Source organism: Streptomyces canus 299MFChir4.1, from assembly GCF_000383615.1.
GTDB lineage: Bacteria > Actinomycetota > Actinomycetes > Streptomycetales > Streptomycetaceae > Streptomyces > Streptomyces canus_C.
The window spans coordinates 160,017-183,360 of record NZ_KB911586.1; the positions used below are offsets into that span (position 1 = coordinate 160,017).

19 protein-coding genes are annotated in these 23,344 nt (G+C 70.9%); 12 read left to right on the forward strand and 7 right to left on the reverse strand.

The window, feature by feature from the left end:
- Positions 1-56 precede the first annotated feature (56 nt).
- Complete coding sequence (locus H293_RS0114470; RefSeq protein WP_259294470.1) at positions 57-2,099, forward strand: cell wall-binding repeat-containing protein; 2,043 nt, start codon at positions 57-59, stop codon at positions 2,097-2,099.
- On the opposite strand, the gene H293_RS0114475 is transcribed toward H293_RS0114470, so the two are convergent.
- On the reverse strand, positions 2,077-3,273 hold the full coding sequence (locus H293_RS0114475) for a class I SAM-dependent methyltransferase (protein ID WP_020118582.1): 1,197 nt from the start codon (positions 3,271-3,273) through the stop codon (positions 2,077-2,079). The genes H293_RS0114470 and H293_RS0114475 overlap by 23 nt on opposite strands.
- Before the next feature lie 91 nt (positions 3,274-3,364).
- Between H293_RS0114475 and H293_RS0114480 the strand changes: the two genes are divergently transcribed.
- From H293_RS0114480 to groL, 4 genes are all read left to right on the forward strand, one after another.
- Positions 3,365-4,306 (forward strand): polysaccharide deacetylase family protein, encoded by a 942-nt coding sequence (locus tag H293_RS0114480; protein WP_199790160.1) that lies wholly within the window; start codon positions 3,365-3,367, stop codon positions 4,304-4,306.
- A complete protein-coding gene (locus H293_RS0114485; RefSeq protein WP_020118584.1) occupies positions 4,303-5,088 on the forward strand; it encodes a polysaccharide deacetylase family protein in 786 nt (261 codons plus the stop codon). Before H293_RS0114480 ends, H293_RS0114485 begins: the two co-directional genes overlap by 4 nt.
- A gap of 299 nt (positions 5,089-5,387) precedes the next feature.
- Positions 5,388-5,696 carry a co-chaperone GroES gene (groES, locus tag H293_RS0114490; protein ID WP_028807844.1) on the forward strand — a complete coding sequence of 103 codons (309 nt, stop codon included), beginning with the start codon at positions 5,388-5,390 and terminating at the stop codon, positions 5,694-5,696.
- Positions 5,697-5,808: 112 nt separating this feature from the next.
- Positions 5,809-7,434: a chaperonin GroEL gene (gene groL, locus H293_RS0114495; RefSeq protein WP_020118586.1), complete on the forward strand. Its 1,626-nt coding sequence runs from the start codon at positions 5,809-5,811 to the stop codon at positions 7,432-7,434.
- An 81-nt stretch (positions 7,435-7,515) separates the two neighbouring features.
- Here groL and H293_RS0114500 read toward each other — a convergent pair whose 3' ends face one another.
- The 3 genes from H293_RS0114500 to H293_RS0114510 form a co-directional block, all read right to left on the reverse strand.
- Positions 7,516-8,205, reverse strand: coding sequence for an ester cyclase (locus tag H293_RS0114500; RefSeq protein ID WP_020118587.1), 690 nt, complete (start codon positions 8,203-8,205; stop codon positions 7,516-7,518).
- 64 nt (positions 8,206-8,269) lie between these two features.
- Positions 8,270-9,043, reverse strand: coding sequence for an SDR family NAD(P)-dependent oxidoreductase (locus tag H293_RS0114505; protein WP_028807845.1), 774 nt, complete (start codon positions 9,041-9,043; stop codon positions 8,270-8,272).
- Positions 9,044-9,093: 50 nt separating this feature from the next.
- Complete coding sequence (locus tag H293_RS0114510) at positions 9,094-9,762, reverse strand: MOSC domain-containing protein (protein ID WP_020118589.1); 669 nt, start codon at positions 9,760-9,762, stop codon at positions 9,094-9,096.
- 81 nt (positions 9,763-9,843) lie between these two features.
- Here H293_RS0114510 and H293_RS0114515 point away from each other — a divergent pair, with 81 nt between their 5' ends.
- Positions 9,844-10,740, forward strand: coding sequence for a LysR family transcriptional regulator (locus tag H293_RS0114515; RefSeq protein ID WP_020118590.1), 897 nt, complete (start codon positions 9,844-9,846; stop codon positions 10,738-10,740).
- A 71-nt stretch (positions 10,741-10,811) separates the two neighbouring features.
- On the opposite strand, the gene H293_RS0114520 is transcribed toward H293_RS0114515, so the two are convergent.
- Positions 10,812-11,138 (reverse strand): WhiB family transcriptional regulator, encoded by a 327-nt coding sequence (locus tag H293_RS0114520; protein WP_007384136.1) that lies wholly within the window; start codon positions 11,136-11,138, stop codon positions 10,812-10,814.
- Positions 11,139-11,520: 382 nt separating this feature from the next.
- On the opposite strand from H293_RS0114520, the gene H293_RS0114525 reads away from it, so the two are divergent.
- The 4 genes from H293_RS0114525 (at position 11,521) to H293_RS0114540 (ending at position 15,920) form a co-directional block, all read left to right on the forward strand.
- A complete protein-coding gene (locus H293_RS0114525) occupies positions 11,521-12,132 on the forward strand; it encodes a response regulator transcription factor (protein ID WP_003948568.1) in 612 nt (203 codons plus the stop codon).
- 295 nt (positions 12,133-12,427) lie between these two features.
- Positions 12,428-13,015, forward strand: a complete 588-nt coding sequence (locus H293_RS0114530) for a sigma-70 family RNA polymerase sigma factor (protein ID WP_007384137.1) — start codon at positions 12,428-12,430, stop codon at positions 13,013-13,015.
- A gap of 158 nt (positions 13,016-13,173) precedes the next feature.
- Positions 13,174-14,676 carry an IMP dehydrogenase gene (gene guaB, locus H293_RS0114535; RefSeq protein WP_020118591.1) on the forward strand — a complete coding sequence of 501 codons (1,503 nt, stop codon included), beginning with the start codon at positions 13,174-13,176 and terminating at the stop codon, positions 14,674-14,676.
- A gap of 119 nt (positions 14,677-14,795) precedes the next feature.
- Positions 14,796-15,920: a GuaB3 family IMP dehydrogenase-related protein gene (locus H293_RS0114540; protein WP_020118592.1), complete on the forward strand. Its 1,125-nt coding sequence runs from the start codon at positions 14,796-14,798 to the stop codon at positions 15,918-15,920.
- A gap of 480 nt (positions 15,921-16,400) precedes the next feature.
- Here H293_RS0114540 and H293_RS0114545 read toward each other — a convergent pair whose 3' ends face one another.
- On the reverse strand, positions 16,401-17,618 hold the full coding sequence (locus H293_RS0114545; protein WP_020118593.1) for a nucleotide sugar dehydrogenase: 1,218 nt from the start codon (positions 17,616-17,618) through the stop codon (positions 16,401-16,403).
- Between the two features lie 311 nt (positions 17,619-17,929).
- Between H293_RS0114545 and H293_RS0114550 the strand changes: the two genes are divergently transcribed.
- Positions 17,930-19,636, forward strand: coding sequence for a glycerol-3-phosphate dehydrogenase/oxidase (locus tag H293_RS0114550; protein WP_028807846.1), 1,707 nt, complete (start codon positions 17,930-17,932; stop codon positions 19,634-19,636).
- A gap of 99 nt (positions 19,637-19,735) precedes the next feature.
- Here the strand turns inward: H293_RS0114550 and H293_RS0114555 are convergent, their stop codons facing one another.
- Complete coding sequence (locus H293_RS0114555) at positions 19,736-20,779, reverse strand: serine hydrolase domain-containing protein (protein ID WP_028807847.1); 1,044 nt, start codon at positions 20,777-20,779, stop codon at positions 19,736-19,738.
- A gap of 352 nt (positions 20,780-21,131) precedes the next feature.
- Here H293_RS0114555 and H293_RS0114560 point away from each other — a divergent pair, with 352 nt between their 5' ends.
- The gene (locus H293_RS0114560) at positions 21,132-23,330 is read left to right on the forward strand and encodes a serine/threonine-protein kinase (RefSeq protein ID WP_020118596.1); all 2,199 of its coding nucleotides are present in this window, start codon (positions 21,132-21,134) and stop codon (positions 23,328-23,330) included.
- The last annotated feature ends 14 nt before the right edge of the window (positions 23,331-23,344 follow it).

A 23,344-nucleotide genomic window follows, 5' to 3' on the forward strand; every position in this document is an offset into this window, starting at 1 on the left:
CTACAGTGACTCAGCCTCTATGGAGAGGCTGTGAAAGACGTGTGGGGGATGACAACTTGAGACTGTTCACGCGCCGCCGTGCCGCGGCGCTCGCGTCGGCGGCGGCGCTCGCCGCGGTGGGCACCCTGGCCGCCGCGCCCGGCGCCGCCGCCGACGACGCGGGGCCCTGGCCGGGCACCGAGGGCCGGATCCTGACCGACGGCCCGGTGCTCGTCGACACCGTCACCGGCAAGCAGACCGCGGTGCCCAACACCTACGGCACCTATGCCGCCTGGGCCCCGGACGGCAGTCGGCTGGTCACCGCCTGGAGTCAGATCACCAGCATCCGCCCCAGCGGCGGCTCGAAGTTCACTCTGCCCTGGGCGGAGGGAATGCGCTCCAGCGCCCAGTACCAGGACCTCACCTTCTGGTGGGGTGGTCGTTACGTCGTCTTCTCCACCGGCGGCCAGCTCGCCTACGGCCCCTCCGACGCCTCCTGGGCGCCCCGCCCGCTGCTGTCGTCGGCTCTGGAGCCGTCCACCGTCTGCGACACCGACCCGACGGTGAGCCCGTCCGGCACGGTCGCTTTCGAACGCCGTATCAACTACGGCTGCTACGACAACGCCGGCGTGTACGTCTACGACCCGTCCGCCAAGACGGTCAAGCGGGTCCTCACCAACGCCGGGCAGCCCGCCTACTCGCCCGACGGCACCAAGCTGGCCTTCGTCCGCAAGGACACCGACGGCAAGCAGCAGATCTTCACGGCCAAGGCCGACGGTACCGACGTCAAGCAGCTCACCACCGGCCCGGGCTACGTCGCCAACCCGTCCTGGTCGCCCACCGGCGCCCGGATCGTCTTCGACGCGCACACCACGGGCGACAGCGCCGACGTACAGACCACCGAGTACGCCGACGTGGCCTCGGGTGAGCGCACGGCCGTCCCGGGCACCCCGCAGGGCGGCAACCCGAGCTGGCAGCCGTTGCGCAAGAACACCACCGCCCGGATCTGGGGCTCCGGCAGCACCCCGACCGTCGTCGCGGCCTCCCGCTGGACCTGGAACAAGGTCGGCACCAGCGTGCCGGGCCTGATGGACGCCAAGGCGGCCGTGCTGACCAACCAGGACAGCACCGCGTACTCGCTGACCGCGCCCGCGCTGGCCGGCAAGAAGCAGGGGCCGGTCCTGGCGACCCCGAAGGGCGGGCTGTCGGCGGCGGTGAAGGCCGAGCTGAAGCGGGTGCTGAAGCGGGGGGCCAACGTCTATCTCCTCGGCCCCACGTCCGTCCTGAGCTCCACGGTCACCTCCCAGGTGAAGGCCCTCGGCTTCACACCCAAGCGGCTGACCGGCGCGGACCGCTTCGCGACCTCGGTGGCCGCCGCCAAGACGATCACCACCGGCCCGAAGTACGTCTTCCTGGCCTCCGGCACCGACGCCTACGCGTCCCTCCCGGCCGCCGCCGCGGCCGGTGCCGACGGGACGAGCAGCGCGGGCGGTCTGGTCCTCACCAACGGCAAGACGCTGACGTCGTCGGTGAAGTCGTACCTCAACGGCCTCAACCCCAACAAGACCATGGTCATCCCGGTGGGTTCGGACGCCAGGTACGCGCTGACCCACACGAACTTCTCCAGGTGGCCCTCCTCGTACTCGTACTACCCGATCTCGGGGAAGACCAGGGCGGCCCTCTCGGTGGCCGTCGCCAAGTTCTGGTGGAGCACGCCGAGCAACGTAGCCCTCGCGTACTCCGGTTCCTGGCGCGACGGACTGTCGGCGGCCGGGGCGATGAACGTCTTCGGGCCGGTGCTGTGGACCTCCCGCGCCACCCTCTCGTCCGAGCTGACGAGCTATCTGCTGCGCGAGTCCGCGAGCACCAACTCCGTGGTCGCCTTCGGTGGTACGGGCAACCTCTCCGCGGGCACTCTCGGTTCGGCGGGCGCCTCGGTCGCGGCGAACGGCGCCCAGGTCGTCTACACGCCGTTCCGCAACGGCGACGAGCCGGCGAGCACCCGGACGAGCGCCCTGCGCACCGGCGGCGACGAGACCCGGAACGCCACCGCGGCGCGGACCGGCCCGGTCGGCGCCGACCCGCACCTGGAGCCGCTCAGGACGGTCCAGCACCAGTGACGGCCCTCGCGGGGGCGCCGATCAGCATGGTCGGCGCCCCCGCGACCCGGGTCAGGAACACGGTCGCCGAGTGCGGCCCGTGCTGCTTCGGCAGGGCCTTGCGCCGCAGTTCCTCCGGTTCGACGGCCGACCCCCGCTTCTTCACGGTCAGGATCCCGACCCCCCGCTCCCGCAGCAGTGCCTTCAACTTCTTCACGTTGAAGGGGAGTTGATCGGTGATCTCGTAGGCGGTGGCGTACGGCGTCGCGTGCAGGGCGTCCGAGGTCACGTACGCGATGGTGGAGTCGACGAGTCCGCCCTCGACCTCCTGTGCCACCTCGGCGACCAGATGGGCCCGGACGACGGCACCGTCCGGCTCGTACAAGTACCGCCCCACAGGACGGACTTCGGGATCGGGAAGACCTCGGCCCAGCAGCGTCCGAGGGCCTGGCAGCAGCGTCGCCCGTACCGCGCCCGGTGCTGTGCCGCCGAACCACAGCACCGCCTCCTTCACGTCCCCGCCGTCGGAGATCCACTCCACCTCGGCCTGCGCGGGAACCGCCTCGTGCGGGATGCCCGGCGCGACCTTCAGCGCCGCGTGCGGGGCCTTGAGAGCCGCCCGCACGGCCCACGACAGGGGCGGCGAGTAGGCCTCCGGGTCGAAGATGCGGCCCCGCCCGCCCCGCCTCGCCGGATCCACGAACACGGCGTCGTACGAGTCCGTGCCGACCTCCGTGACGTCCGCCTCCCGTACGTCGATCAGACCGGCCAGTCCCAGCGCGTCCGCGTTCGCCCGCGCGGCCGCCGCCGTCAGCGGGTCCCGGTCCACGGCGAGGACCCGGATCCCGGCCCGGGCCAGCGCGATCGCGTCACCGCCGATCCCGCAGCACAGGTCCGCGACGGAGGTGACGCCCATCGCCTTCAGCCGGAGGGCCCGGTACGCCGCCACGCTCGCCCGTGTCGACTGCTCCACCCCGTTCGGCGTGAAGAACATCCGCTCCGCGTCCTCGGCCCCGAACTTCGCCACCGCCCGCTGCCGCAGCCGGGCCTGGCCGAGCGCCGCGGAGACCAGTTCGGCGGGGTGCTCGCGGCGCAGCCGGGTGGCGACGGCGAGTTCGTCGGCGGGGGCGGTGCCGCGCACGTCGTCGAGGAGGGCACGGCCCTCGGGGGTGAGGAGGGGGGCGAGGTCGTTCACCGGGTCATTGTGGGCCAGTCGGTGGACGGTCCGCTTCCGCGCGGCGGTGTCGGACCCGGTGCGAGGCCGTGACCTGCGAGGATCCGGCGCCATGGGAACAGTAGGACAAAGCTATAAAAATGGTGCGTGGGGGGTGTCGATCCGCGGCGGACTCGTCCTCCTGGCCGTGGCCGCCCTGCTCTCCGGCTGCGCCCGTCCGGCCGGGACCGACGCGCGACCGTGGCAACCCCTCAAGGCACCCCCGGCCCCGGCACCCGCCGCCGACCTCCAGGCCGACAAGACCCTCATCCGGGCCGCCAGGCTCCGCGCCGAGCAGACCCGGATCGCCGCCGCCAGGCGCTGGGGGCTGAAGAGGGTCCCGCTGGTGGCCCCGCCGGCCCCCGTGACCAAGCCCCGCATCACCACCCGCCACGGTTTCGAGGTCGAAGGTCACGAGGAGAAGGGCCTGCCGCCGGTCTTCACCACGATTCCCACCGAGCAGAAGATCGTCTTCCTCACCCTCGACGACGGCGCCGAGAAGGACCCCGCGTTCCTGCGGATGATGACCGAGCTGAACATCCCGTACACCGCCTTCCTCAGCGGCTACCTGATCAAGGACGACTACGGCTACTTCCGGAAGATGCGGGACCGGGGGGTCGTGCTCGACAACCACACGCTCCACCACCCCTACCTGCCCGGGCTGTCGTACGCCCGCCAGAAGCGCGAGATCTGCGGGATGCAGGACGTCATCGAGAGGCACTACGGCGAGCGGCCCGCCCTGTTCCGCCCGCCCTACGGCAACTACAACGAGGACACCCTGCGCGCGGCCAGGTCCTGCGGCATCAGGTACGCGCCGATCTGGAACGAGGAGGTCTTCGTCGACCACTGGGAGTACCGCGAGTGGGACCAGCGGATCCACCCCGGCGACATCGTGCTCAGCCACTTCCGGGGCCGGGAGGACTGGAAGGGCACGATGACCGACATGGTCCGCCGCTTCCTGGACAAGGTCACGGCCGAGGGGTACGCCGTCGCACGACTAGAGGACTACCTGTGAGACCGCGGATCCTGGTCGCCGCGGGGCTGGCGGCCGTACTCCTCACCGGCTGCGCGCAGTCCGTGGACCCCATCGAACGGCTGGGGAAGAAAGCGGTCCAGCGGGTGGGGCCGTACGGACCGTCGAGGGCGGACGGACGGCCATACCGCCACTGGGGCCTGCCGGCCCCGCTGCCGGCGCCGCCGCGGATCCCGGCCCGCACGACGGCGCGCCGGGGCGGCCTGCCGCCGGTCGTACGGCGCGTCGAGACCTCCGACAAGGTCGTCTTCCTCACCTACGACGACGGCGTCGAGAAGGACCCGCGGTTCGTCGAGCTGGTCCGTGAACTGCGGCTGCCCGTCAGCATGTTCCTCACGGACAGCGTCGTCGGCCCCGGCTACGGACACTTCGCGCGCCTCCAGTCGGTCGGCGCGGGCATCCAGAACCACACCCTCGACCACCCCGCCCTGCGCGGTCTGCCGTACACCGGCCAGCGCGCCGAGATCTGCGGCCAGCAGGAGAAGGTGCGGTCCCGCTTCGGCATCCGGCCACGGCTGTTCCGGCCGCCCTACGGCATCTACGACCGCACGACCCTGCGCGCGGCGGCCGACTGCGGGCTCTCGGCGGTGGTGCTGTGGAGCGTGCCGCCGAAGGGGGAGCCCCGGGGGCTGAGGGCGGGCGACATCGTGTCGGTGACGTCAGGGGGGACGACGGGGCCGACCCTGACGGAACGGACGACGAGGTTGCTCCGGGAGATCCAGCGGCGGGGGCTGACAGTGGGGCGGCTGGAGGACTACCTGTAGGCAATCCAGCCCGTCCGGCGTTTGAGGACGAGGCCTTCCGGGCCGAAGCGGGGGTCTGGGGGCGGCAGCCCCCAGGACGGCCACCCCCACCCACCCGCACCCGAATTCCGCCCAGCCCGCGCGGCGAATTAGCAGTCCGCTTGACCGAGTGCTAATCACGGTCATAGTCTCGGCTCTGGCACTCCCCCCTGGAGAGTGCCAACACAGCGACGGGCAGGTCCGGCACCCGCGACGACGGATCCACCTGGTCGCCACCTCAGACAGTCAACCCCGTGATCTCCGAAGGGGGAGGTCGGATCGTGACGACCACCAGCTCCAAGGTTGCCATCAAGCCGCTCGAGGACCGCATTGTGGTCCAGCCGCTCGACGCCGAGCAGACCACCGCCTCTGGCCTGGTCATCCCGGACACTGCCAAGGAGAAGCCCCAGGAGGGCGTCGTCCTGGCCGTCGGCCCGGGCCGCTTCGAGAACGGCGAGCGTCTTCCGCTCGACGTGCAGACCGGCGACATCGTGCTGTACAGCAAGTACGGCGGCACCGAGGTGAAGTACAACGGCGAGGAGTACCTCGTCCTCTCGGCCCGCGACGTGCTCGCGATCATCGAGAAGTAATTCACCCCAGCATTTCTCTGAGCTGCGCCCCTGGCCCCCGCGATCACTAACAAGCCGGGCGCCCGGGGCGCAGTCTCTTTTCACCTAGATTTCCGAGAGGGCTCACGCTCCCATGGCGAAGATCCTGAAGTTCGACGAGGACGCCCGTCGCGCCCTCGAGCGCGGCGTCAACAAGCTTGCCGACACGGTCAAGGTGACGATCGGCCCCAAGGGCCGCAACGTCGTCATCGACAAGAAGTTCGGCGCTCCCACCATCACCAACGACGGCGTCACGATCGCCCGCGAGGTCGAGATCGAGGACCCGTACGAGAACCTCGGTGCCCAGCTGGTGAAGGAGGTGGCGACCAAGACCAACGACATCGCGGGTGACGGCACCACCACCGCCACCGTGCTCGCCCAGGCGCTCGTGCGCGAGGGCCTGAAGAACGTCGCCGCGGGTGCCTCCCCGGCGCTGCTGAAGAAGGGCATCGACGCGGCCGTGGCCGCGGTCTCCGAGGAGCTCCTCGCGACCGCCCGCCCGATCGACGAGAAGTCCGACATCGCCGCCGTCGCCGGTCTGTCCGCCCAGGACAGCCAGGTCGGCGAGCTCATCGCCGAGGCGATGGACAAGGTCGGCAAGGACGGTGTCATCACCGTTGAGGAGTCCAACACCTTCGGTCTGGAGCTGGACTTCACCGAGGGCATGGCCTTCGACAAGGGCTACCTGTCGCCGTACATGGTCTCCGACCAGGAGCGTATGGAGGCCGTCCTCGACGACCCGTACATCCTGATCAACCAGGGCAAGATCTCCTCGATCCAGGACCTGCTGCCGCTGCTGGAGAAGGTCATCCAGGCGGGCGCCTCCAGGCCGCTGCTGATCATCGCCGAGGACGTCGAGGGCGAGGCCCTGTCGACCCTGGTCGTCAACAAGATCCGCGGCACGTTCAACGCGGTCGCCGTCAAGGCCCCCGGCTTCGGCGACCGGCGCAAGGCGATGCTGCAGGACATCGCGACGCTGACCGGCGCCGAGGTCATCTCCGAGGAGGTCGGCCTCAAGCTCGACCAGGTCGGCCTCGAGGTGCTGGGCTCCGCCCGCCGCGTCACCGTCACCAAGGACGACACCACGATCGTCGACGGTGCCGGCGACGCCGCCGCCGTCCAGGGCCGCGTGGCCCAGATCAAGGCCGAGATCGAGAACACCGACTCCGACTGGGACCGCGAGAAGCTCCAGGAGCGCCTCGCGAAGCTGGCCGGCGGCGTGTGCGTGATCAAGGTCGGCGCCGCCACCGAGGTGGAGCTGAAGGAGAAGAAGCACCGTCTGGAGGACGCCATCTCCGCGACCCGCGCCGCGGTCGAGGAGGGCATCGTCTCCGGTGGTGGCTCCGCTCTGGTCCACGCCGCCAAGGTGCTCGAGGGCGGCCTCGGCAAGACCGGCGACGAGGCCACCGGTGTCGCCGTCGTCCGCAAGGCCGTCGTCGAGCCGCTGCGCTGGATCGCCGAGAACGCCGGCCTGGAGGGCTACGTCATCACCTCCAAGGTCGCCGAGCTCGACAAGGGCCAGGGCTTCAACGCCGCGACCGGCGAGTACGGCGACCTGGTCAAGGCCGGCGTCATCGACCCGGTCAAGGTCACCCGCTCCGCCCTGGAGAACGCCGCCTCCATCGCCTCCCTCCTGCTCACGACCGAGACCCTGGTCGTCGAGAAGAAGGAAGAGGAGGAGCCGGCCGCCGCCGGGCACGGCCACGGCCACTCCCACTGAGCCCAGCGCTCGCAAAGGAGGCCCCCGTTCCCTCTGAGGGAACGGGGGCTTTCCCCTTCGCGGGTCACAGGGTTCGGGCCGTCATTGTCCGAGCACTCCCAGCTGTTCCATCAGCCCCGCACGGTCGTACTGCCACCAGCCCTCGCAGATCCGCCCGTCCCGGAACCGGTGCCAGGTGGTCCCGGTCATGGTCACGTTCTGCCCGCTCGCCGGGATTCCCACGAACTCGCCGGTGTGCTTGCCCGCCCAGGTCCAGCGGGTGCACACCCGGTCGTCCTGGGCGATCTGGTCGTCCACGCGGAAGGTGAAGGCGAAGGCCCGCCGCCACCCTTCGTACTCCTCGCGCGCGGCCGCAAGCCCCAGAGCGTCCGGATTGGCCGGATCGTGGTCCAGGTAGTCGTCGGAGAACCCTTCGAACACGGCGTCCGGCTCGGCCCGCCCGGCCCGCTCGAAGAACTGCCGTGACGTCGCCGGGTTGAGCTGCTCGTCCCGCACCACGTCCAGATCCGTGAAGGTCGGCATCCCGTCGCACAGCGCGACCATCCCCTGGAAGATCCGTTCGGTCTCCGGCAGTCCCGAATTCCGCATCGCCTCCTCGTACGACGGGAACTCCACGATCTCGACGAAGTGCGAGGTGTCGGACCGGTCCTTGCCGACCACCGCGTGCGTCGCGGTCCGCTTCCCCTTGGTCTGCTCGACCCACGTGTCCATCAGCCGGTCCATCTCGTCGAAACGGCTGGTCCTGCAGTCGATGAGCTGTACGAACGTCATACGCGATCACCTCCGGCCCCCCTGGGTCCGGTTCGAACAGCACCATTGTCCGCCTTTTCGGGCCCTACTGCGGCCCGTACTTGCGCCCCGTCCTCGACGTGACCTCGCCCAGCAACCCCCGGGGCGCCACCTTCACCAACGCCATCAGGGCCTTGTAACGCGGGTCCGGGATCGACAGGGTCTTGCCGTGGGCCAGGTCGCCGAGGGCCGCGGCGACCAGCTTGTCCGCGTCGAGCCACATCCAGCCGGGGATGTTGTCCGTGCCCATCCCGGCCCGCTGGTGGAACTCGGTCCGCACGAACCCCGGGCACAGGGCCATCAACCGGACCCCGCTGCCCGCCAGGTCCTTCGCCGCGCCCTGCGTGAACTGCACGACCCACGCCTTCGAGGCGCCGTACGTCCCGCGCGGCACGAACGCGCCCACCGAGGCGACGTTCACGACACCCCCGCGCCCCCGCTCCCGCATCGCCTCCGACGCCGCCGACGTCAGTCGCAGCACCGCCTCGCAGTGCACCTTGAGCATCTTCAGCTCGTCGGCCATGGAGACGTCGAGATAGCGGCCCTTGCTGCCGAAGCCGGCGTTGTTGACGAGGAGGTCGACGGGGGACCTGCGGTCGGACAGACGGTCGGCGACCGCCTCGATGCCCGGGTCCGTGGCGAGGTCGGCGGTGAGGACCTCCGCCTCGATGCCATGGCGGTCGTGGAGTTCGGTCGCCTGGTCCTGGAGCCGCTTGGTGTCGCGGGCCACCAGCACCAGGTTGTGCCCGTCAGCCGCCAGCCGTCGTGCGAACGCGGCACCGATGCCCGCGGTCGATCCCGTAATCAATGCCGTTGTCATGGCGCAAGATTAATGACCGGGACCGACAGCGTCCGCCAGGCGATGGCCCGTCAGGCGCCGTGCTTCTCCACATACTCCAGCGCCCATTTCCGCACCTCCGGATGGAGCGCCTCGCCCGCCGCCAACAGCCTTGGCTGAAGTGGCCGTTCGGTGGTCATCGCCCGGAACGCCAGGGCGACCGTCACGTCGTGGTCCGGCCGGTGCACGATCTCGACCGGGTCACCGGTACGGATCTCGCCCGGCTGGATCACCCGCAGATACGCGCCCGGCGCGCCCTTCTGCGTGAACCGCTTCACCCAGCGCGGCTCGCCCATGTGCCCCTGAAAGGTGCCGCAGGGGATCCGCGCGCTGGTGACCTCCAGCACCACCTCGGGCCCGATCCGCCAGCGCTCGCCGATCCGCGCGCCGGAGACGTCGATGCCCCCGGTGGTGAGGTTCTCGCCGAACGCGCCGTTGGCGAGCGAGCGGCCCAGCTCGCCCTCCCACGCGTCCAGGTCCTCGCGCGCCATCGCGTACACGGCCTGGTCGTCGCCGCCGTGGTGCTGCCTCTTGCACACCGCGTCCCCGGCGAGCCCGCTGCCGCCGATGCCCTTGGGACCGGGAGCGGCCACCCGCACCGGCCCGTCGACCGGCCGCTTGTCGATACCGGTGACGCCCTCCGGATTGTCCGTGTACGGAACGGCCTTCTCGCGACCCATGTTCACCGACAGCAGCTTCATGTCCGGCACGGTAGGGGAGAGGAACCCAAAGGTGCCATGCATTATTCGCCGCTATGTCAAAGCAGGGCTTATCCTCGAAGAGTGATCGAGGCCCGACATCTCCGTGTCCTGCGCGCCGTCGCCGCCACCGGCTCCTTCTCCGCCGCGGGCCGCGAACTGGGCTGCACCCAGCCCGCCGTCAGCCAGCAGATGAAGGCTCTGGAGACGTCGGTGGGCACGCCGTTGCTCATCCGCACCGGTCGCGAGATGCGGCTGACCGAGGCGGGCCAGGCCCTGGTGCGGCACGCCGCCGGCATCCTGGCGGGCCTCACGGCGGCCGAGGAGGAGGTCGCCGCCATCGCCGGGCTGCGGGCCGGGCGGGTCCGGCTCGTCTCCTTCCCCAGCGGCAGCTCCACCCTCGTGCCCACCGCCCTCGCCGCCCTGCGTGCCGCCCACCCCGGCACCCGGGTCTTCCTGGAGGAGGCCGAACCCCCGCAGTCCGTCGGCCTGCTGAGGGAGGGCGACTGCGACATCGCGCTCGCCTTCCGCTACGAGGGGGCCGCCGGCGGCGACGAGTGGGACGACCTCGTCGTACGGCCCCTGCTGACCGACCGGCTCGTCGCCCTCGTACCGGAGCGGCACCGGCTCGCGCGCGCGGGGTCCGTGGCCATCGGGGAGCTCGCCGGGGAGTCGTGGATCGCCGGGTGCCCGCGCTGCCGCGGCCAGTTGATCGAGGTGTGCGAGAGCGCCGGCTTCACGCCCCGCATCGACTTCGCGACCGACGACTACCCGGCGGTGGTCGGCCTGGTGGGCGCAGGCCTCGGCGTCGCCGTCCTGCCCCAGCTGGCCGTCGAGTCCGTACGGCCGAGGGGTGTACGCACGGTGACGCTGGAGCCGGCGGTCCGGCGGGAGATCGTCGCGCTCACGCTGCCCGACCTGGCGCAGGTGCCCGCGGTGTCGGCGACGCTGGAGCAGCTGGCGCGCGCGGCCGACCGCTAGGCACGCCGGACAGAGAGCCGCCGGACAGAAAGAAGGGCACGCGTGTGTGCCCTTCAAGGAGAAACGTTCCTTCAGTTGTTCGATGCGCCGCTCCCGACGGATGACGCCGACACCAGCCGGTGCCGGGCCCGCCCCATGAGCTCCTCGCGCTCGTCCTCGGTCAGTCCGCCCCACACGCCGTACGGCTCTCGCACCGCGAGCGCGTGCGCCGCACACTGTGCGCGCACCGGGCATCTCATGCAGACCTCCTTGGCCGAGTTCTCGCGAGCACTCCGGGCCGCACCGCGCTCGCCCTCCGGATGGAAGAAGAGCGAGCTGTCCACCCCGCGACAGGCGGCCAGGAGCTGCCAGTCCCACAGGTCCGCGTTCGGTCCGGGAAGGCGGGAGAAATCTGCCATTGCGTGACCCCTTGTAGCCGTTCTGGGCGGATACGGTGTCCACGACCGTACATCTACGATCTAAGGAGATGAAAATATGACTCATTGCGAATCTAGCCTCAGACACCAGGAAATGGGAAGAAAAGGGTCTGAATGGGGCATGGGTTGTGATGAAACGTTGTGGGTCCGCCGCGCATGTCTGCACCGTGTCCGCACCCTCACGTAGAGTGCCGAAGACAGTGCGCAGCCCCGTAACTCTTTCGGGTGACCGTCGTTGAGAGTGCGGAGGCGGTTGAAACAACAAGTGCTCGGGCAGGCGTCCGAGACGGTCGACCGCACAGGTGACGATTTTCGTACCAGCCTGGAGGCTCAAGGTGACGTGCATCAGCTGCGGAGGGCGGCCATGACATCCGTCCTCGTCTGCGACGACTCCCCGCTTGCCCGAGAGGCGCTCCGCCGCGCGGTCGCGACCGTGCCCGGCGTCGAGCGCGTGACGACCGCGGCCAACGGCGAGGAAGTCCTCCGCCGCTGGGGCGCGGACCGTTCGGACCTGATTCTGATGGACGTGCGCATGCCCGGTCTGGGCGGCGTGGAGACCGTGCGGCGGCTGCTGTCCGCGGACCCCGGTGCGCGCATCATCATGCTCACGGTCGCGGAGGACCTCGACGGGGTCGCTCTCGCGGTCGCCGCCGGTGCGCGCGGCTACCTCCACAAGGACGCCTCGCGCGCGGAGTTGCGCGCCACGGTGACGCAGGCGCTCGCCGACCCGACCTGGCGGCTCGCCCCGCGCCGGCTGCGGTCGGCGGAGATGGGCGCGGCGCCGACGCTGACAGCGCGTGAGATCCAGGTGCTCGAAGGGATGAGCCACGGGCGGTCCAACGCGGAGATCGGGCGCGAGCTGTTCCTGTCCGAGGACACCGTGAAGACGCATGCGCGGCGGCTGTTCAAGAAGCTCGGCGCCTCGGACCGGGCGCACGCCGTGGCGCTCGGGTTCCGGTGGGGCCTGGTTCGCTAGGACTCGGTCCTGTGAGCCGTTGCCGTGTGCGGGTCGTTTGTGGCTGGTCGCGCAGTTCCCCGCGCCCCTGAAGGGGCGCGGCTGCGAGGTTGGCCCAGCGGCCCTGTAGATGCCCCGCTGCTTGTTTCGTGGCGGATGCCGCATCCTTGGAGATGTGGAGTCTCTCGGGGACCAGTCGGTCGAGCGGAAGGGGAGGGCGCAGGGTATGAGTTCCGGCGCACCTGCTCATAACGCTTCGGTGCACAACAACCAGCGCGATGCCACGGATCCAACGACGCCAGGGCACCATGGACCGATGCGTGACGACGAGGCGGCTCATCCCCATGGGGCGATCGGTGCGCTCGTCCACAGTGCCGTGGAAGGGGACGAGCAGGCCACGCACGACCTGCTCGCCCATGTCCACCCGCTGGCCCTGCGCTACTGCCGCACCCGGCTCTCCCGTCTGCCGGGCGACGCCCGGCACTTCGTGGAGGACCTCGCGCAGGAGGTCTGCGTAGCCGTCCTCCTCGCCCTGCCGCGCTACCGCGACACCGGGCGCCCCTTCGAGGCGTTCGTCTTCGCCATCGCCGCGCACAAGGTCGCCGACCTGCAGCGCGCCGCGATGCGCCACCCCGGTTCCACGGCCGTCCCCTCGGACGAGATGCCCGAGCGGCCGGACGACTCGCTCGGGCCCGAGGAGCGGGCGCTGCTCAGCAGCGACGCCGAATGGGCCAAGAAACTCCTGGCCAACCTCCCCGAGAACCAGCGCGAGCTGCTCCTGCTGCGCATCGCCGTGGGGTTGACGGCGGAGGAGACGGGTCAGATGTTGGGAATGTCACCCGGTGCGGTCCGTGTGGCCCAGCACCGGGCGCTGAGCAGGCTGCGAGCGCTGGCCGAGCAGTAGGGCGCGCTCCTGAACGGGCGGTGCGCCGCTTCCGTACGAACATACGAAGCCCGGAGCGGGTCGGAACCGTGTGATCCGCGGAATCCGTGGAATTTGCCACCCTTGCTTCCCGTTAGCATGGACATCCGCACCGATCAAGGCCATTTGGGGAAGGTGTCATGACTGCAAACGTCGACGGAGTGCCCGACAAATTCGCGACGCTCGGGCTCACCTACGACGACGTGCTGCTGCTGCCGGGAGCGTCCGAGGTGCTCCCCAACGCGGTCGACACCTCGTCCCGCATCTCCCGCAACGTCCGGGTCAACATCCCGCTGCTCTCGGCCGCCATGGACAAGGTGACCGAGTCCCGGATGGCCATCGCCATGGCCCGCCTCGGCGGCGTCGGTGTGCTGCACCGCAACCTCTCCGTCGAGGACCAGGTCAACCAGGTCGACCTGGTGAAGCGGTCCGAGTCCGGCATGGTCACCGACCCGATCACCGTGCACCCGGAGGCGACCCTCGCCGAGGCCGACGCGCTGTGCGCCAAGTTCCGCATCAGCGGCGTCCCGGTCACCGACCCGGCCGGCAAGCTCCTCGGCATCGTCACCAACCGTGACATGGCCTTCGAGTCGGACCGCAGCCGTCAGGTGCGCGAGGTCATGACGCCGATGCCGCTGGTCACCGGCAAGGTCGGCATCTCCGGCGTCGAGGCCATGGACCTGCTGCGCAAGCACAAGATCGAGAAGCTTCCGCTGGTCGACGACGCGGGTGTCCTCAAGGGCCTGATCACCGTCAAGGACTTCGTCAAGGCGGAGAAGTACCCCAACGCCGCCAAGGACGCCGAGGGCCGGCTGCTCGTCGGCGCGGCCGTCGGCGCCAGCCCCGAGGCGCTGGAGCGGGCCCAGGCCCTCGCCGCGGCCGGTGTGGACTTCCTCGTCGTCGACACCTCGCACGGACACAACAGCAACGCGCTCAGCTGGATGGCGAAGATCAAGTCGAGCGTCGACGTCGATGTGATCGGCGGCAACGTCGCCACCCGCGACGGTGCCCAGGCGCTCATCGACGCCGGTGTCGACGGCATCAAGGTCGGTGTCGGACCGGGCTCCATCTGCACCACCCGTGTGGTCGCCGGCATCGGCGTCCCGCAGGTCACCGCCATCTACGAGGCCTCCCTCGCCGCCCGCCCCGCGGGCATCCCGCTGATCGGCGACGGCGGCCTGCAGTACTCCGGCGACATCGGCAAGGCGCTCGCCGCCGGCGCCGACACCGTGATGCTGGGCTCGCTGCTCGCGGGCTGCGAGGAGTCGCCCGGCGAGCTGCAGTTCATCAACGGCAAGCAGTTCAAGTCGTACCGCGGCATGGGCTCGCTGGGTGCCATGCAGTCGCGCGGCCAGGCTAAGTCGTACTCGAAGGACCGCTACTTCCAGGCCGAGGTCGGATCCGACGACAAGCTCGTGCCCGAGGGCATCGAGGGCCAGGTGCCCTACCGGGGCCCGCTGTCCAGCGTCCTGCACCAGCTCGTCGGCGGGCTTCGCCAGACCATGGGCTACGTGGGCGCGGCCACCATCGACGAGATGGAGTCCAAGGGGCGCTTCGTGCGGATCACCTCGGCGGGCCTGAAGGAGTCGCACCCGCACGACATCCAGATGACGGTCGAGGCGCCGAACTACAGCCGTAAGTGAGTCCTTCCTGAAGGCCACGCGTGCGTGAGGGCGGCTCCGGGAGCATCCGGGGCCGCCCTTGTCGTACCCGTCGGGGATACTGGAAGGCGCTGCAACGCATCAGGGAAAGGCCACACATCGTGACTGAGATCGAGATCGGGCGCGGCAAGCGCGGCCGCCGGGCGTACGCCTTCGACGACATCGCCGTCGTCCCCAGCCGTCGTACGCGCGACCCGAAGGAGGTCTCGATCGCCTGGCAGATCGACGCCTACCGCTTCGAGCTGCCGTTCCTGGCCGCCCCCATGGACTCGGTCGTCTCCCCGGCCACCGCGATCCGCATCGGTGAGCTCGGCGGTCTGGGCGTGCTGAACCTCGAGGGCCTGTGGACGCGGTACGAGGACCCGCAGCCGCTGCTCGACGAGATCGTCGGGCTCGACCTGGACGCCGCGACCCGCCGCCTCCAGGAGATCTACGCGGCTCCTATCAAGGAGGAGCTGATCGGGCAGCGCATCAAGGAGGTGCGCGACTCGGGCGTGGTCACGGCCGCCGCGCTCTCCCCGCAGCGCACGGCGCAGTTCTCCAAGGCCGTCGTGGACGCGGGCGTGGACATCTTCGTCATCCGCGGTACGACGGTCTCGGCGGAGCACGTCTCCGGTTCGCACGAGCCGCTGAACCTGAAGCAGTTCATCTACGAGCTCGACGTCCCGGTGATCGTCGGCGGCTGCGCGACCTACACGGCCGCCCTGCACCTGATGCGCACCGGCGCGGCGGGCGTCCTGGTCGGCTTCGGGGGCGGCGCGGCGCACACGACCAGGAACGTGCTGGGCATCCAGGTGCCCATGGCGACCGCCGTGGCCGATGTCGCCGCGGCTCGCCGCGACTACATGGACGAGTCCGGCGGCCGGTACGTGCACGTGATCGCGGACGGCGGTGTCGGCTGGTCCGGCGACCTCCCCAAGGCGATCGCCTGCGGCGCCGACGCCGTGATGATGGGCTCCCCGCTGGCCCGTGCCACGGACGCGCCCGGCCGCGGCCACCACTGGGGCATGGAGGCCGTCAACGAGGAGCTTCCGCGCGGCAAGAAGGTCGACCTCGGCACGGTCGGCACGATCGAGGAGGTCCTCACCGGCCCGTCGCACATCCCGGACGGCTCGATGAACTTCTTCGGCGCGCTGAAGCGGGCGATGGCCACGACCGGCTACAGCGAGCTGAAGGAGTTCCAGCGCGTCGAGGTGACGGTGGCGGACTCGCAGCACAAGCGGTAGCGGTAGGGCTTACGGCGGCTTGAGGGCCGGTCATCCCGGGTGGGGTGGCCGGCCTTTGCGTGCCCTGGGGCTTGCGCCGACACGGACGCTATCGCCCCCGCCCCGGCTGACCAGCCCGTTTCCACCCCGAACGCAACCGCGCGCCCCCGCACCACCCCACGCGCTGCCCGCCTCGCCAGGACCGTCTCACCGGGCTACTGGGCGGTGTCGTGGAAGGGGGCGCCGATGGGTCGCCACCGTAAGCCCACCCGCTGGGACCGGATCCGTCTTCGGATGGTGAAGTGCCGGAGGATGTGGATCTTGCGGATTTTCGGATGGTGAGCGGCCGCCCCCAAGCTACCTAGGGGCGGACACTCCGTGATCCATCCAGGAGCCTGCCGCAGTGCCACCTGCGATCGACCCCACCTGTCTCCGTAAGGTACCCGCGCCGCGCCACGCGTGCCACCAGCCCCGGAGCCCGCCGCACCCACGCGCCCCCCTTCACAACCGATGCGCCGCCCCCGTGGGCGTGGCCCCGCGCGTGTCCAGCAGCAGCTGGGCCTTCACCGACAGGCCCTGGAGGTCGTACGTCCGGTGCTGCTGGAGCAGGATCGTCAGGTCCGCGTCGGCCGCCGCCTCGTAGAGGGAGTCCGCGCGCGGGACCGGGCGGTCCAGGACGCTCCAGGACGGGATGTGGGGGTCGTGGTAGCTGACGGAGGCACCGAGTTCCATCAGGCGTACGGCGAGCTCGTGGGCGGGGGTGCCCTGCTGGTCGGCGAGGTCGGGCTTGTAGGTGACGCCGAGCAGGAGGATGCGGGCGCCGCGCGCGGACTTGCCGTGCTCGTTGAGGAGGGCGGCGGCCCGCTGGACGACGTACCGCGGCATCTGGTCGTTGACCTGGCGGGCGAGTTCGACCATGCGCAGGGAGCGGCCGCCGCCGGGGCTGCCGGCGGTGAGGTCGCGGGGGACCGCGTGGCCGCCGACGCCCGGGCCGGGGCGGAACGCCTGGAAGCCGAACGGCTTGGTCTCCGCGCAGCGGATGACGTCCCAGAGGTCGACGCCGAGGTCGTGGCAGAGGACGGCCATCTCGTTGACGAGGGCGATGTTGACGTGGCGGTAGTTGGTCTCCAGGAGCTGGACCGTCTCCGCCTCGCGCGGGCCACGCGCGCGTACCACCTTGTCGGTCAGGCGCGAGTAGAAGGCGGCGGCCGACTCCGTGCACGCGGGCGTCAGGCCGCCGATCACCTTGGGGGTGGTGGCGGGTGTGAAGTCGCGGTTGCCGGGGTCCACGCGGGTGGGCGAGTAGGCGAGGTGGAAGTCGCGGCCCGCGCGCAGACCCGAGCCCTCTTCGAGGAGCGGGCGCAGGAACTCCTCGGTGGTGCCGGGCGGGACGGGGGACTCCAGGATGACGGTGGTGTGCGGACGCAGGTGTGTGCTCAGTGTGCGGGCGGCCGCCTCGACCTGGCTCAGGTCCAGGCCGCCGTCCGGGCCCGAGGGGGTCGGCGCGCAGATGACCGCCGTACGCACGCGGCCGAGTTCGGCCGGGCCCGCGGCCGTCCGGAAGCCCCCCGAGAGCATCCGGCGCAGTTCGGCGGGGCTGAGGGAGCCGGCCTCGGGGCCGGTGCGGTAGCCGAGGGTGGAGATGCCGGCGGCGACAGCGGCCTGGGCCAGGGGCAGTCCGTAGGGACCGAGTCCGATCACGGCGAGATCTGCGGGCATGGCGTGGGCCGTCCTTCCCAGTAACCGAAGCGGGACAGGTGCGCAAGCCCTGTGGACTGGACGAGCGAGCGCAATGTCAGACTAGGAGTAAATATGACCGATATACGGGATTGATTCCGTGTGTCTTCCTGTGGGGTTGTGAGCTTTGGCCTACGCGGCGGTGAAAGTTATCCACAGGCTGAGGGTGACTGGTGGCTGAAGTCGGGCAAGCCGGTCAGGATTGGGCATGGGGGATACGGAGCGGGCCACTCCTCACGGAGGATCCGGCCCTCGACGGTGACCGGTGCGACCGACAGCTGGAGGCAGCAGTGGTGAGGACAGCGACACTGGGGCCGGCGCAGCGCGCCGAGTCACTCGCAGCAATGGCCGAGCGCGAACTGGACATCCTGGTGGTGGGAGCCGGCGTGGTCGGTGCGGGTACCGCGCTCGACGCGGTCACCCGGGGCCTGTCCGTGGGGCTTGTCGAGGCGCGTGACTGGGCCTCGGGCACCTCCAGCCGCTCCAGCAAGCTGATCCACGGCGGCCTGCGCTATCTGGAGATGCTCGACTTCTCCCTCGTGCGCGAGGCGTTGAAGGAGCGCGGACTGCTCCTTGAGCGGCTCGCCCCGCATCTCGTGAAGCCCGTGGCCTTCCTGTACCCCTTGCAGCACAAGGGCTGGGAGCGTTGGTACGCCGGTTCGGGCGTCGCGCTCTACGACGCCATGTCGATGGCCCGGGGGCATGGCCGGGGTCTGCCCAGGCACCGGCACCTGAGCCACCGTCACGCCCTGCGCGTCGCGCCCGCCTTGCGGAAGGACGCTCTGGTCGGCGCGCTGCAGTACTACGACGCCCAGATGGACGACGCCCGCTTCGTGGCCACCCTAGTGCGGACCGCGACCGCCTACGGCGCGAAGACCGCCAACCGCGCGCGGGTGACCGGGTTCCTGCGGGAGGGCGAGCGGGTGGTCGGGGCCCGGGTGCAGGACGTCGAGGCGGGCGGGGAGTACGAGATCCGTGCCAAGCAGGTGGTCAACGCGACCGGGGTGTGGACCGACGACACCCAGGCGATGGTCGGCGAGCGGGGACAGTTCCACGTCCGCGCCTCCAAGGGCATCCATCTCGTCGTGCCCAAGGACCGCATCCACTCCTCGACCGGGCTGATCCTGCGCACCGAGAAGTCCGTGCTGTTCGTCATCCCCTGGGGCCGGCACTGGATCATCGGCACCACCGACACCGACTGGGACCTCGACAAGGCCCACCCGGCCGCCTCCAGCGCGGACATCGACTACCTGCTGGAGCACGTGAACTCGGTGCTCGCGGTGCCCCTGACCCGGGACGACGTCCAGGGCGTGTACGCGGGCCTTCGGCCCCTGCTCGCCGGTGAGTCGGACGCCACCAGCAAGCTCTCGCGCGAGCACACCGTGGCGCATCCGGTACCGGGGCTCGTCGTGGTGGCGGGCGGCAAGTACACGACCTACCGGGTGATGGCCAAGGACGCCGTCGACGAGGCGGTGCACGGCCTCGACACCAGGGTCGCCGAATGCGTCACGGAGGACGTGCCGCTGCTGGGCGCCGAGGGCTACCGGGCGCTGTGGAACGCGCGGGCGCGCATCGCGGCGCGCACCGGGCTTCATGTCGTCCGGGTCGAACATCTGCTGAATCGGTACGGCAGCCTCGCGGAGGAGATCCTCGACCTCATCGCCTCGGACGCCACCCTGGGCGAGCCGCTGCAGGCCGCCGACGACTATCTGCGCGCCGAGGTCGTCTACGCCGCTTCGCACGAGGGCGCGCGGCATCTGGACGACGTGCTGACCCGGCGCACCCGTATCTCCATCGAGACCTTCGACCGCGGGGTGCGCTCCGCCCGCGAGGCCGCCGAGCTGATGGCACCGGTGCTGGGCTGGGACAAGGACCAGATCGAGCGGGAGGTCGAGCACTACGAGAAGCGGGTGGAGGCGGAGCGGGAGTCGCAGCGGCAGCCGGACGACCTGACCGCGGACGCGGCGCGGTTGGGGGCGCCGGACATCGCGCCGTTGTAGCTCGCTCGCAGTGGGGTCGGCCCGTACCGACAGCCGGGTCGGCCCTCATCACTCGAACGAGTGTCGTGAGCCGGGATCTTCGTTCGGAACCCGGTCGTTCTACGAGGTGCGGGGGCAGAACTCGGCGGCGAGCAAGGCCGGTTCGAGGTCGGGGTCTGCCACCGACGTCGTGTTCACGCGGAAGGTGAGGACGCGACGGCCGCCGACCGTGGCTGCGGTGCGCACGTAGCTGCCGGTGATGCGGCCGTTGTGCCCCCACACCGTCGTGCCGCACGGCAGCTTCACCGGGAACAGCCCCATGCCGTACAGGCCGTGTGCGGTGCGGGTGTCCGTCATCTCGTGCAGCCAGTACGGGGACAGCAGCCGGCCGCCGAGCAGTGCCGCGTAGAAGCGGTCCAGGTCGGCGAGGGTGCTCACCAGCTCGCCCGCGGCTCCGGCCACCCGCGGGTCGAGCGCGGCGATGTCGGACCCGTCGGCGGTGTAGGCACGGCCGTGCGGGGAGGGGAGAGAGGTGCGCGAACCGGGAAAGGAGGTGCCCGTCAGACGCAGCGGGGCGATGATCCGCCGCTCGGCCTCGGTGGCGTAGGACTCGCCGGTGACCTGCTGGATCACCAGGCCGAGCAGGACGTAGTTGGTGTTCGAGTAGGAGTAGCGGCCGCGGTCGGCCGGAGGGTGGGTGAGGGCGACACGGACGGCTTGAACGGGAGCGAGGGGCACCAGGCCCAGGGTGTCCGTGGTGAAGTCGTGCAGGCCGCTGGTGTGGGTGAGCAGGGCGCGCAGGGTCAGCGCGCGGCCGTCGTTGCCCGCTCCGCGCACCAGGCCGGGCAGGTGCTGTTCCACCGTGTCGGACAGCTTCAGCCGGTGTTCCGCGGCCAGTTGGAGGACGACCGTCGCGATGAAGGTCTTGGTGATGCTGCCGGCGCGGAAGTGGTCGGCGCGGGCGATTCCCGGGCCCGCCGCTGCGTAGCGGGTGCCGCTCTGCTCCTCGGCCAGGAGTGCGGCGGCGGGAGCGCCGCCGTGGGCCACCAGCAGCGGAAGCAGTGCGTCCGGAGTTCGGGCCGCGGGGGCCGGGGAGGCAGCCGGGGCCAGGGCGAGCAGCACCAGGGCGGCCGGGACGGCCAGTAGTGCCCGAAGCGGCGGCATCGCGGATCCTCCCTTGTCGGAGGCCATCATGCAGTGTCGCGGAGCGGAATGGGCACCCGGTTCTTGCGGGGGTGCGCGGGGTGGTTCCGGAGGCGGGGCGCGGGCGGGTGCGAGGGACTCTCGGGGGTCCTGCGCGGAAGGGGACGGGGGGCGGCCGGTGCCCGCGGGGGTGAGGGATCTGTAAGCGGGTGGGAACTGTGCGTGGAGAGGGGACTTGGGCCGACGGGACCTGAGTGCCGACATCCAGGGGTCGTGCCGCGGGCGAGGCGGAGTCAGGGGCACCCGGGGCGTCGGGCACTTGTCGGGTGAGGGACAATGGAGGCTCTGTCAGGGCGGGTTCATGAGGGGACGCATGTCGGACGCGGAGCGGGCGGGAGCATCCCGGCAGAACGAGAACGAGCGTCTCCTCGCCGGGCGGTACCGGCTGGGAGGAGTGCTCGGCCGCGGAGGCATGGGCACGGTGTGGCGCGCCGAGGACGAGACCCTTGGCAGGACGGTGGCCGTCAAGGAACTCCGGTTCCCGTCCAGCATCGACGAGGACGAGAAGCGCCGGCTGATCACGCGCACCCTGCGTGAGGCCAAGGCGATCGCGCGGATCCGCAACACCAGCGCGGTGACCGTGTACGACGTGGTCGACGAGGACGACCGGCCGTGGATCGTGATGGAGCTCGTCGAGGGCAAGTCGCTCGCCGAGGTCATCCGGGAGGACGGGCTGCTGGAGCCCAAGCGCGCGGCGGAGGTGGGCCTCGCGATCCTCGACGTGCTCAGGTCCGCGCACCGCGAGGGCATCCTGCACCGGGACGTGAAGCCGTCCAACGTGCTGATCTCCGAGGACGGCCGGGTCGTGCTCACCGACTTCGGCATCGCCCAGGTCGAGGGCGACCCCTCGATCACCTCGACCGGCATGCTCGTCGGCGCGCCCTCCTACATCTCCCCGGAGCGGGCGCGTGGGCACAAGCCGGGCCCCGCGGCAGACATGTGGTCGCTCGGCGGGCTGCTGTACGCGGCGGTCGAGGGCGCCCCGCCGTACGACAAGGGGTCCGCGATCGCGACCCTCACGGCGGTGATGACCGAGCCGCTGGAGGAGCCGAAGAACGCGGGTCCGCTCAAGGACGTCATCTACGGACTGCTCACCAAGGACCCCGCCCAGCGCCTCGACGACAGCCGCGCGCGGGCCATGCTCACCGCGGTGATCCACGCGCCCGAGCCGAAGCCGGCCGAGCCGGAGCCGGCGGCGGACGCGACCCGGGTGGTGCCGTTGCCGGCCCAGCCGCAGGAGCGTGCGGGCGGGGAGCGGCTGCGCGGGGCGCTGCGTTCCGTGCGCAAGGTCACCGGGGCGGCGGCGACGTCCGCGGCCGCGTCCCGTGCCAAGTCCGGTAGCGGTACGGCGGGTTCGGGCACGGGGGGTTCGGGCGCGGCAGGCTCGGCTTCTGCGGGTTCGGGGGGAGGGAAGGTGCCCGCCCAGGCTTCCGAGGCTGCTCCGGCGCCTTCGGCTTCTCCGTCCTCTCCGGCGGCTCCGGCCTCTCCGACCGCATCGGCCTCGCCGACCGCATCGGCCTCTCCCTCTTCCTCGGCGCCTTCCGCGTCTCGGGGGAAGGGCACGGCGGGGGTGCCGGCCGCGTCGGGGGCGGCCTCCGCATCGGCTTCGACCTCGGCCACGACCTCGGTTTCGACCGGTGCGGCCGGAGTCCGGGACGGGAAGACGCGGCAGACCGACGCGGTCTCGGACGGGCGGAGTTCGGGATGGCCCGTGATGACGCCGCCGCCGGACATGGCGCCGAGGCCGGTGCCCAGGGCGCCGCTGACCGACGTGGTGCCGCGGCGGACGCTGGTGATCATCGCGGTGGTCGTGGCGCTCGCGGTCATCGGCACCGTGCTGGCCCTCACGCTCGGCGGGGACGACGGCGGCGACGGGGCCAAGGGCGGCGGTGCCAAGGTGACGGCGAGCACGAGCGCCGACACCAAGGAGGACGAGAGCGGGGGCACCCGGACCGCCGGGTCCACCGCCGGGTCCGCTTCGTCGGGGGCGGGCAACGGGTCCTCGAACACGCCGAGTACGGAGGAGAGCGGCCGGAGTTCGGAAGGTTCCTCCGGTTCGGGGGGCTCCGCGGACGACGGTGCGGTGACCTCCACGTACAAGGGCGGCCAGGGGTACTCGATCGGGCTGCCCAAGGGGTGGAAGTTCCGGACCAGCAGCTCCGCGGGCGACCGGTTCAGCGGGCCCGACGGGCAGAAGCTGCTCGTCGCCTGGACCAGCACGCCCAAGGGCGACCCGGTGGCGGACTGGGAGAACCAGGAGCGGGGCATGCGCCGCTCGCAGTACACCAAGATCCGAATAGAGAAGGTGGACTACCGGGGCTGGAACACGGCCGACTGGGAGTTCACCTACGAGGATGGTGGGACGAAGTACCGGACGATCGACCGTGGATTCGTCGTCAATGACCATCTCGGATATGCCTTGATGTACACCGCGAAAGCCGCGAACTGGGGCACTGAGCTGCGCAAGGACACATGGCAGACACTCGCCCGCACCTTCGAACCGAAGTCGTGAAGCGCCGTGCGGTA

Bases quoted from the DNA above. Each gene is read 5' to 3' on its own strand.
- H293_RS0114545 (WP_020118593.1), bottom strand. From the start codon at position 17,618: ATGCCCGCAGATCTCGCCGTGATCGGACTCGGTCCCTACGGACTGCCC.
- H293_RS0114555 (WP_028807847.1), bottom strand. From the start codon at position 20,779: ATGCCGCCGCTTCGGGCACTACTGGCCGTCCCGGCCGCCCTGGTGCTG.
- groL (WP_020118586.1), top strand. From the start codon at position 5,809: ATGGCGAAGATCCTGAAGTTCGACGAGGACGCCCGTCGCGCCCTCGAG.
- H293_RS0114500 (WP_020118587.1), bottom strand. From the start codon at position 8,205: ATGACGTTCGTACAGCTCATCGACTGCAGGACCAGCCGTTTCGACGAG.
- H293_RS0114520 (WP_007384136.1), bottom strand. From the start codon at position 11,138: ATGGCAGATTTCTCCCGCCTTCCCGGACCGAACGCGGACCTGTGGGAC.
- guaB (WP_020118591.1), top strand. From the start codon at position 13,174: ATGACTGCAAACGTCGACGGAGTGCCCGACAAATTCGCGACGCTCGGG.
- H293_RS0114530 (WP_007384137.1), top strand. From the start codon at position 12,428: ATGCGTGACGACGAGGCGGCTCATCCCCATGGGGCGATCGGTGCGCTC.
- H293_RS0114510 (WP_020118589.1), bottom strand. From the start codon at position 9,762: ATGAAGCTGCTGTCGGTGAACATGGGTCGCGAGAAGGCCGTTCCGTAC.
- H293_RS0114560 (WP_020118596.1), top strand. From the start codon at position 21,132: ATGTCGGACGCGGAGCGGGCGGGAGCATCCCGGCAGAACGAGAACGAG.
- H293_RS0114505 (WP_028807845.1), bottom strand. From the start codon at position 9,043: ATGACAACGGCATTGATTACGGGATCGACCGCGGGCATCGGTGCCGCG.
- H293_RS0114480 (WP_199790160.1), top strand. From the start codon at position 3,365: ATGGGAACAGTAGGACAAAGCTATAAAAATGGTGCGTGGGGGGTGTCG.
- H293_RS0114525 (WP_003948568.1), top strand. From the start codon at position 11,521: ATGACATCCGTCCTCGTCTGCGACGACTCCCCGCTTGCCCGAGAGGCG.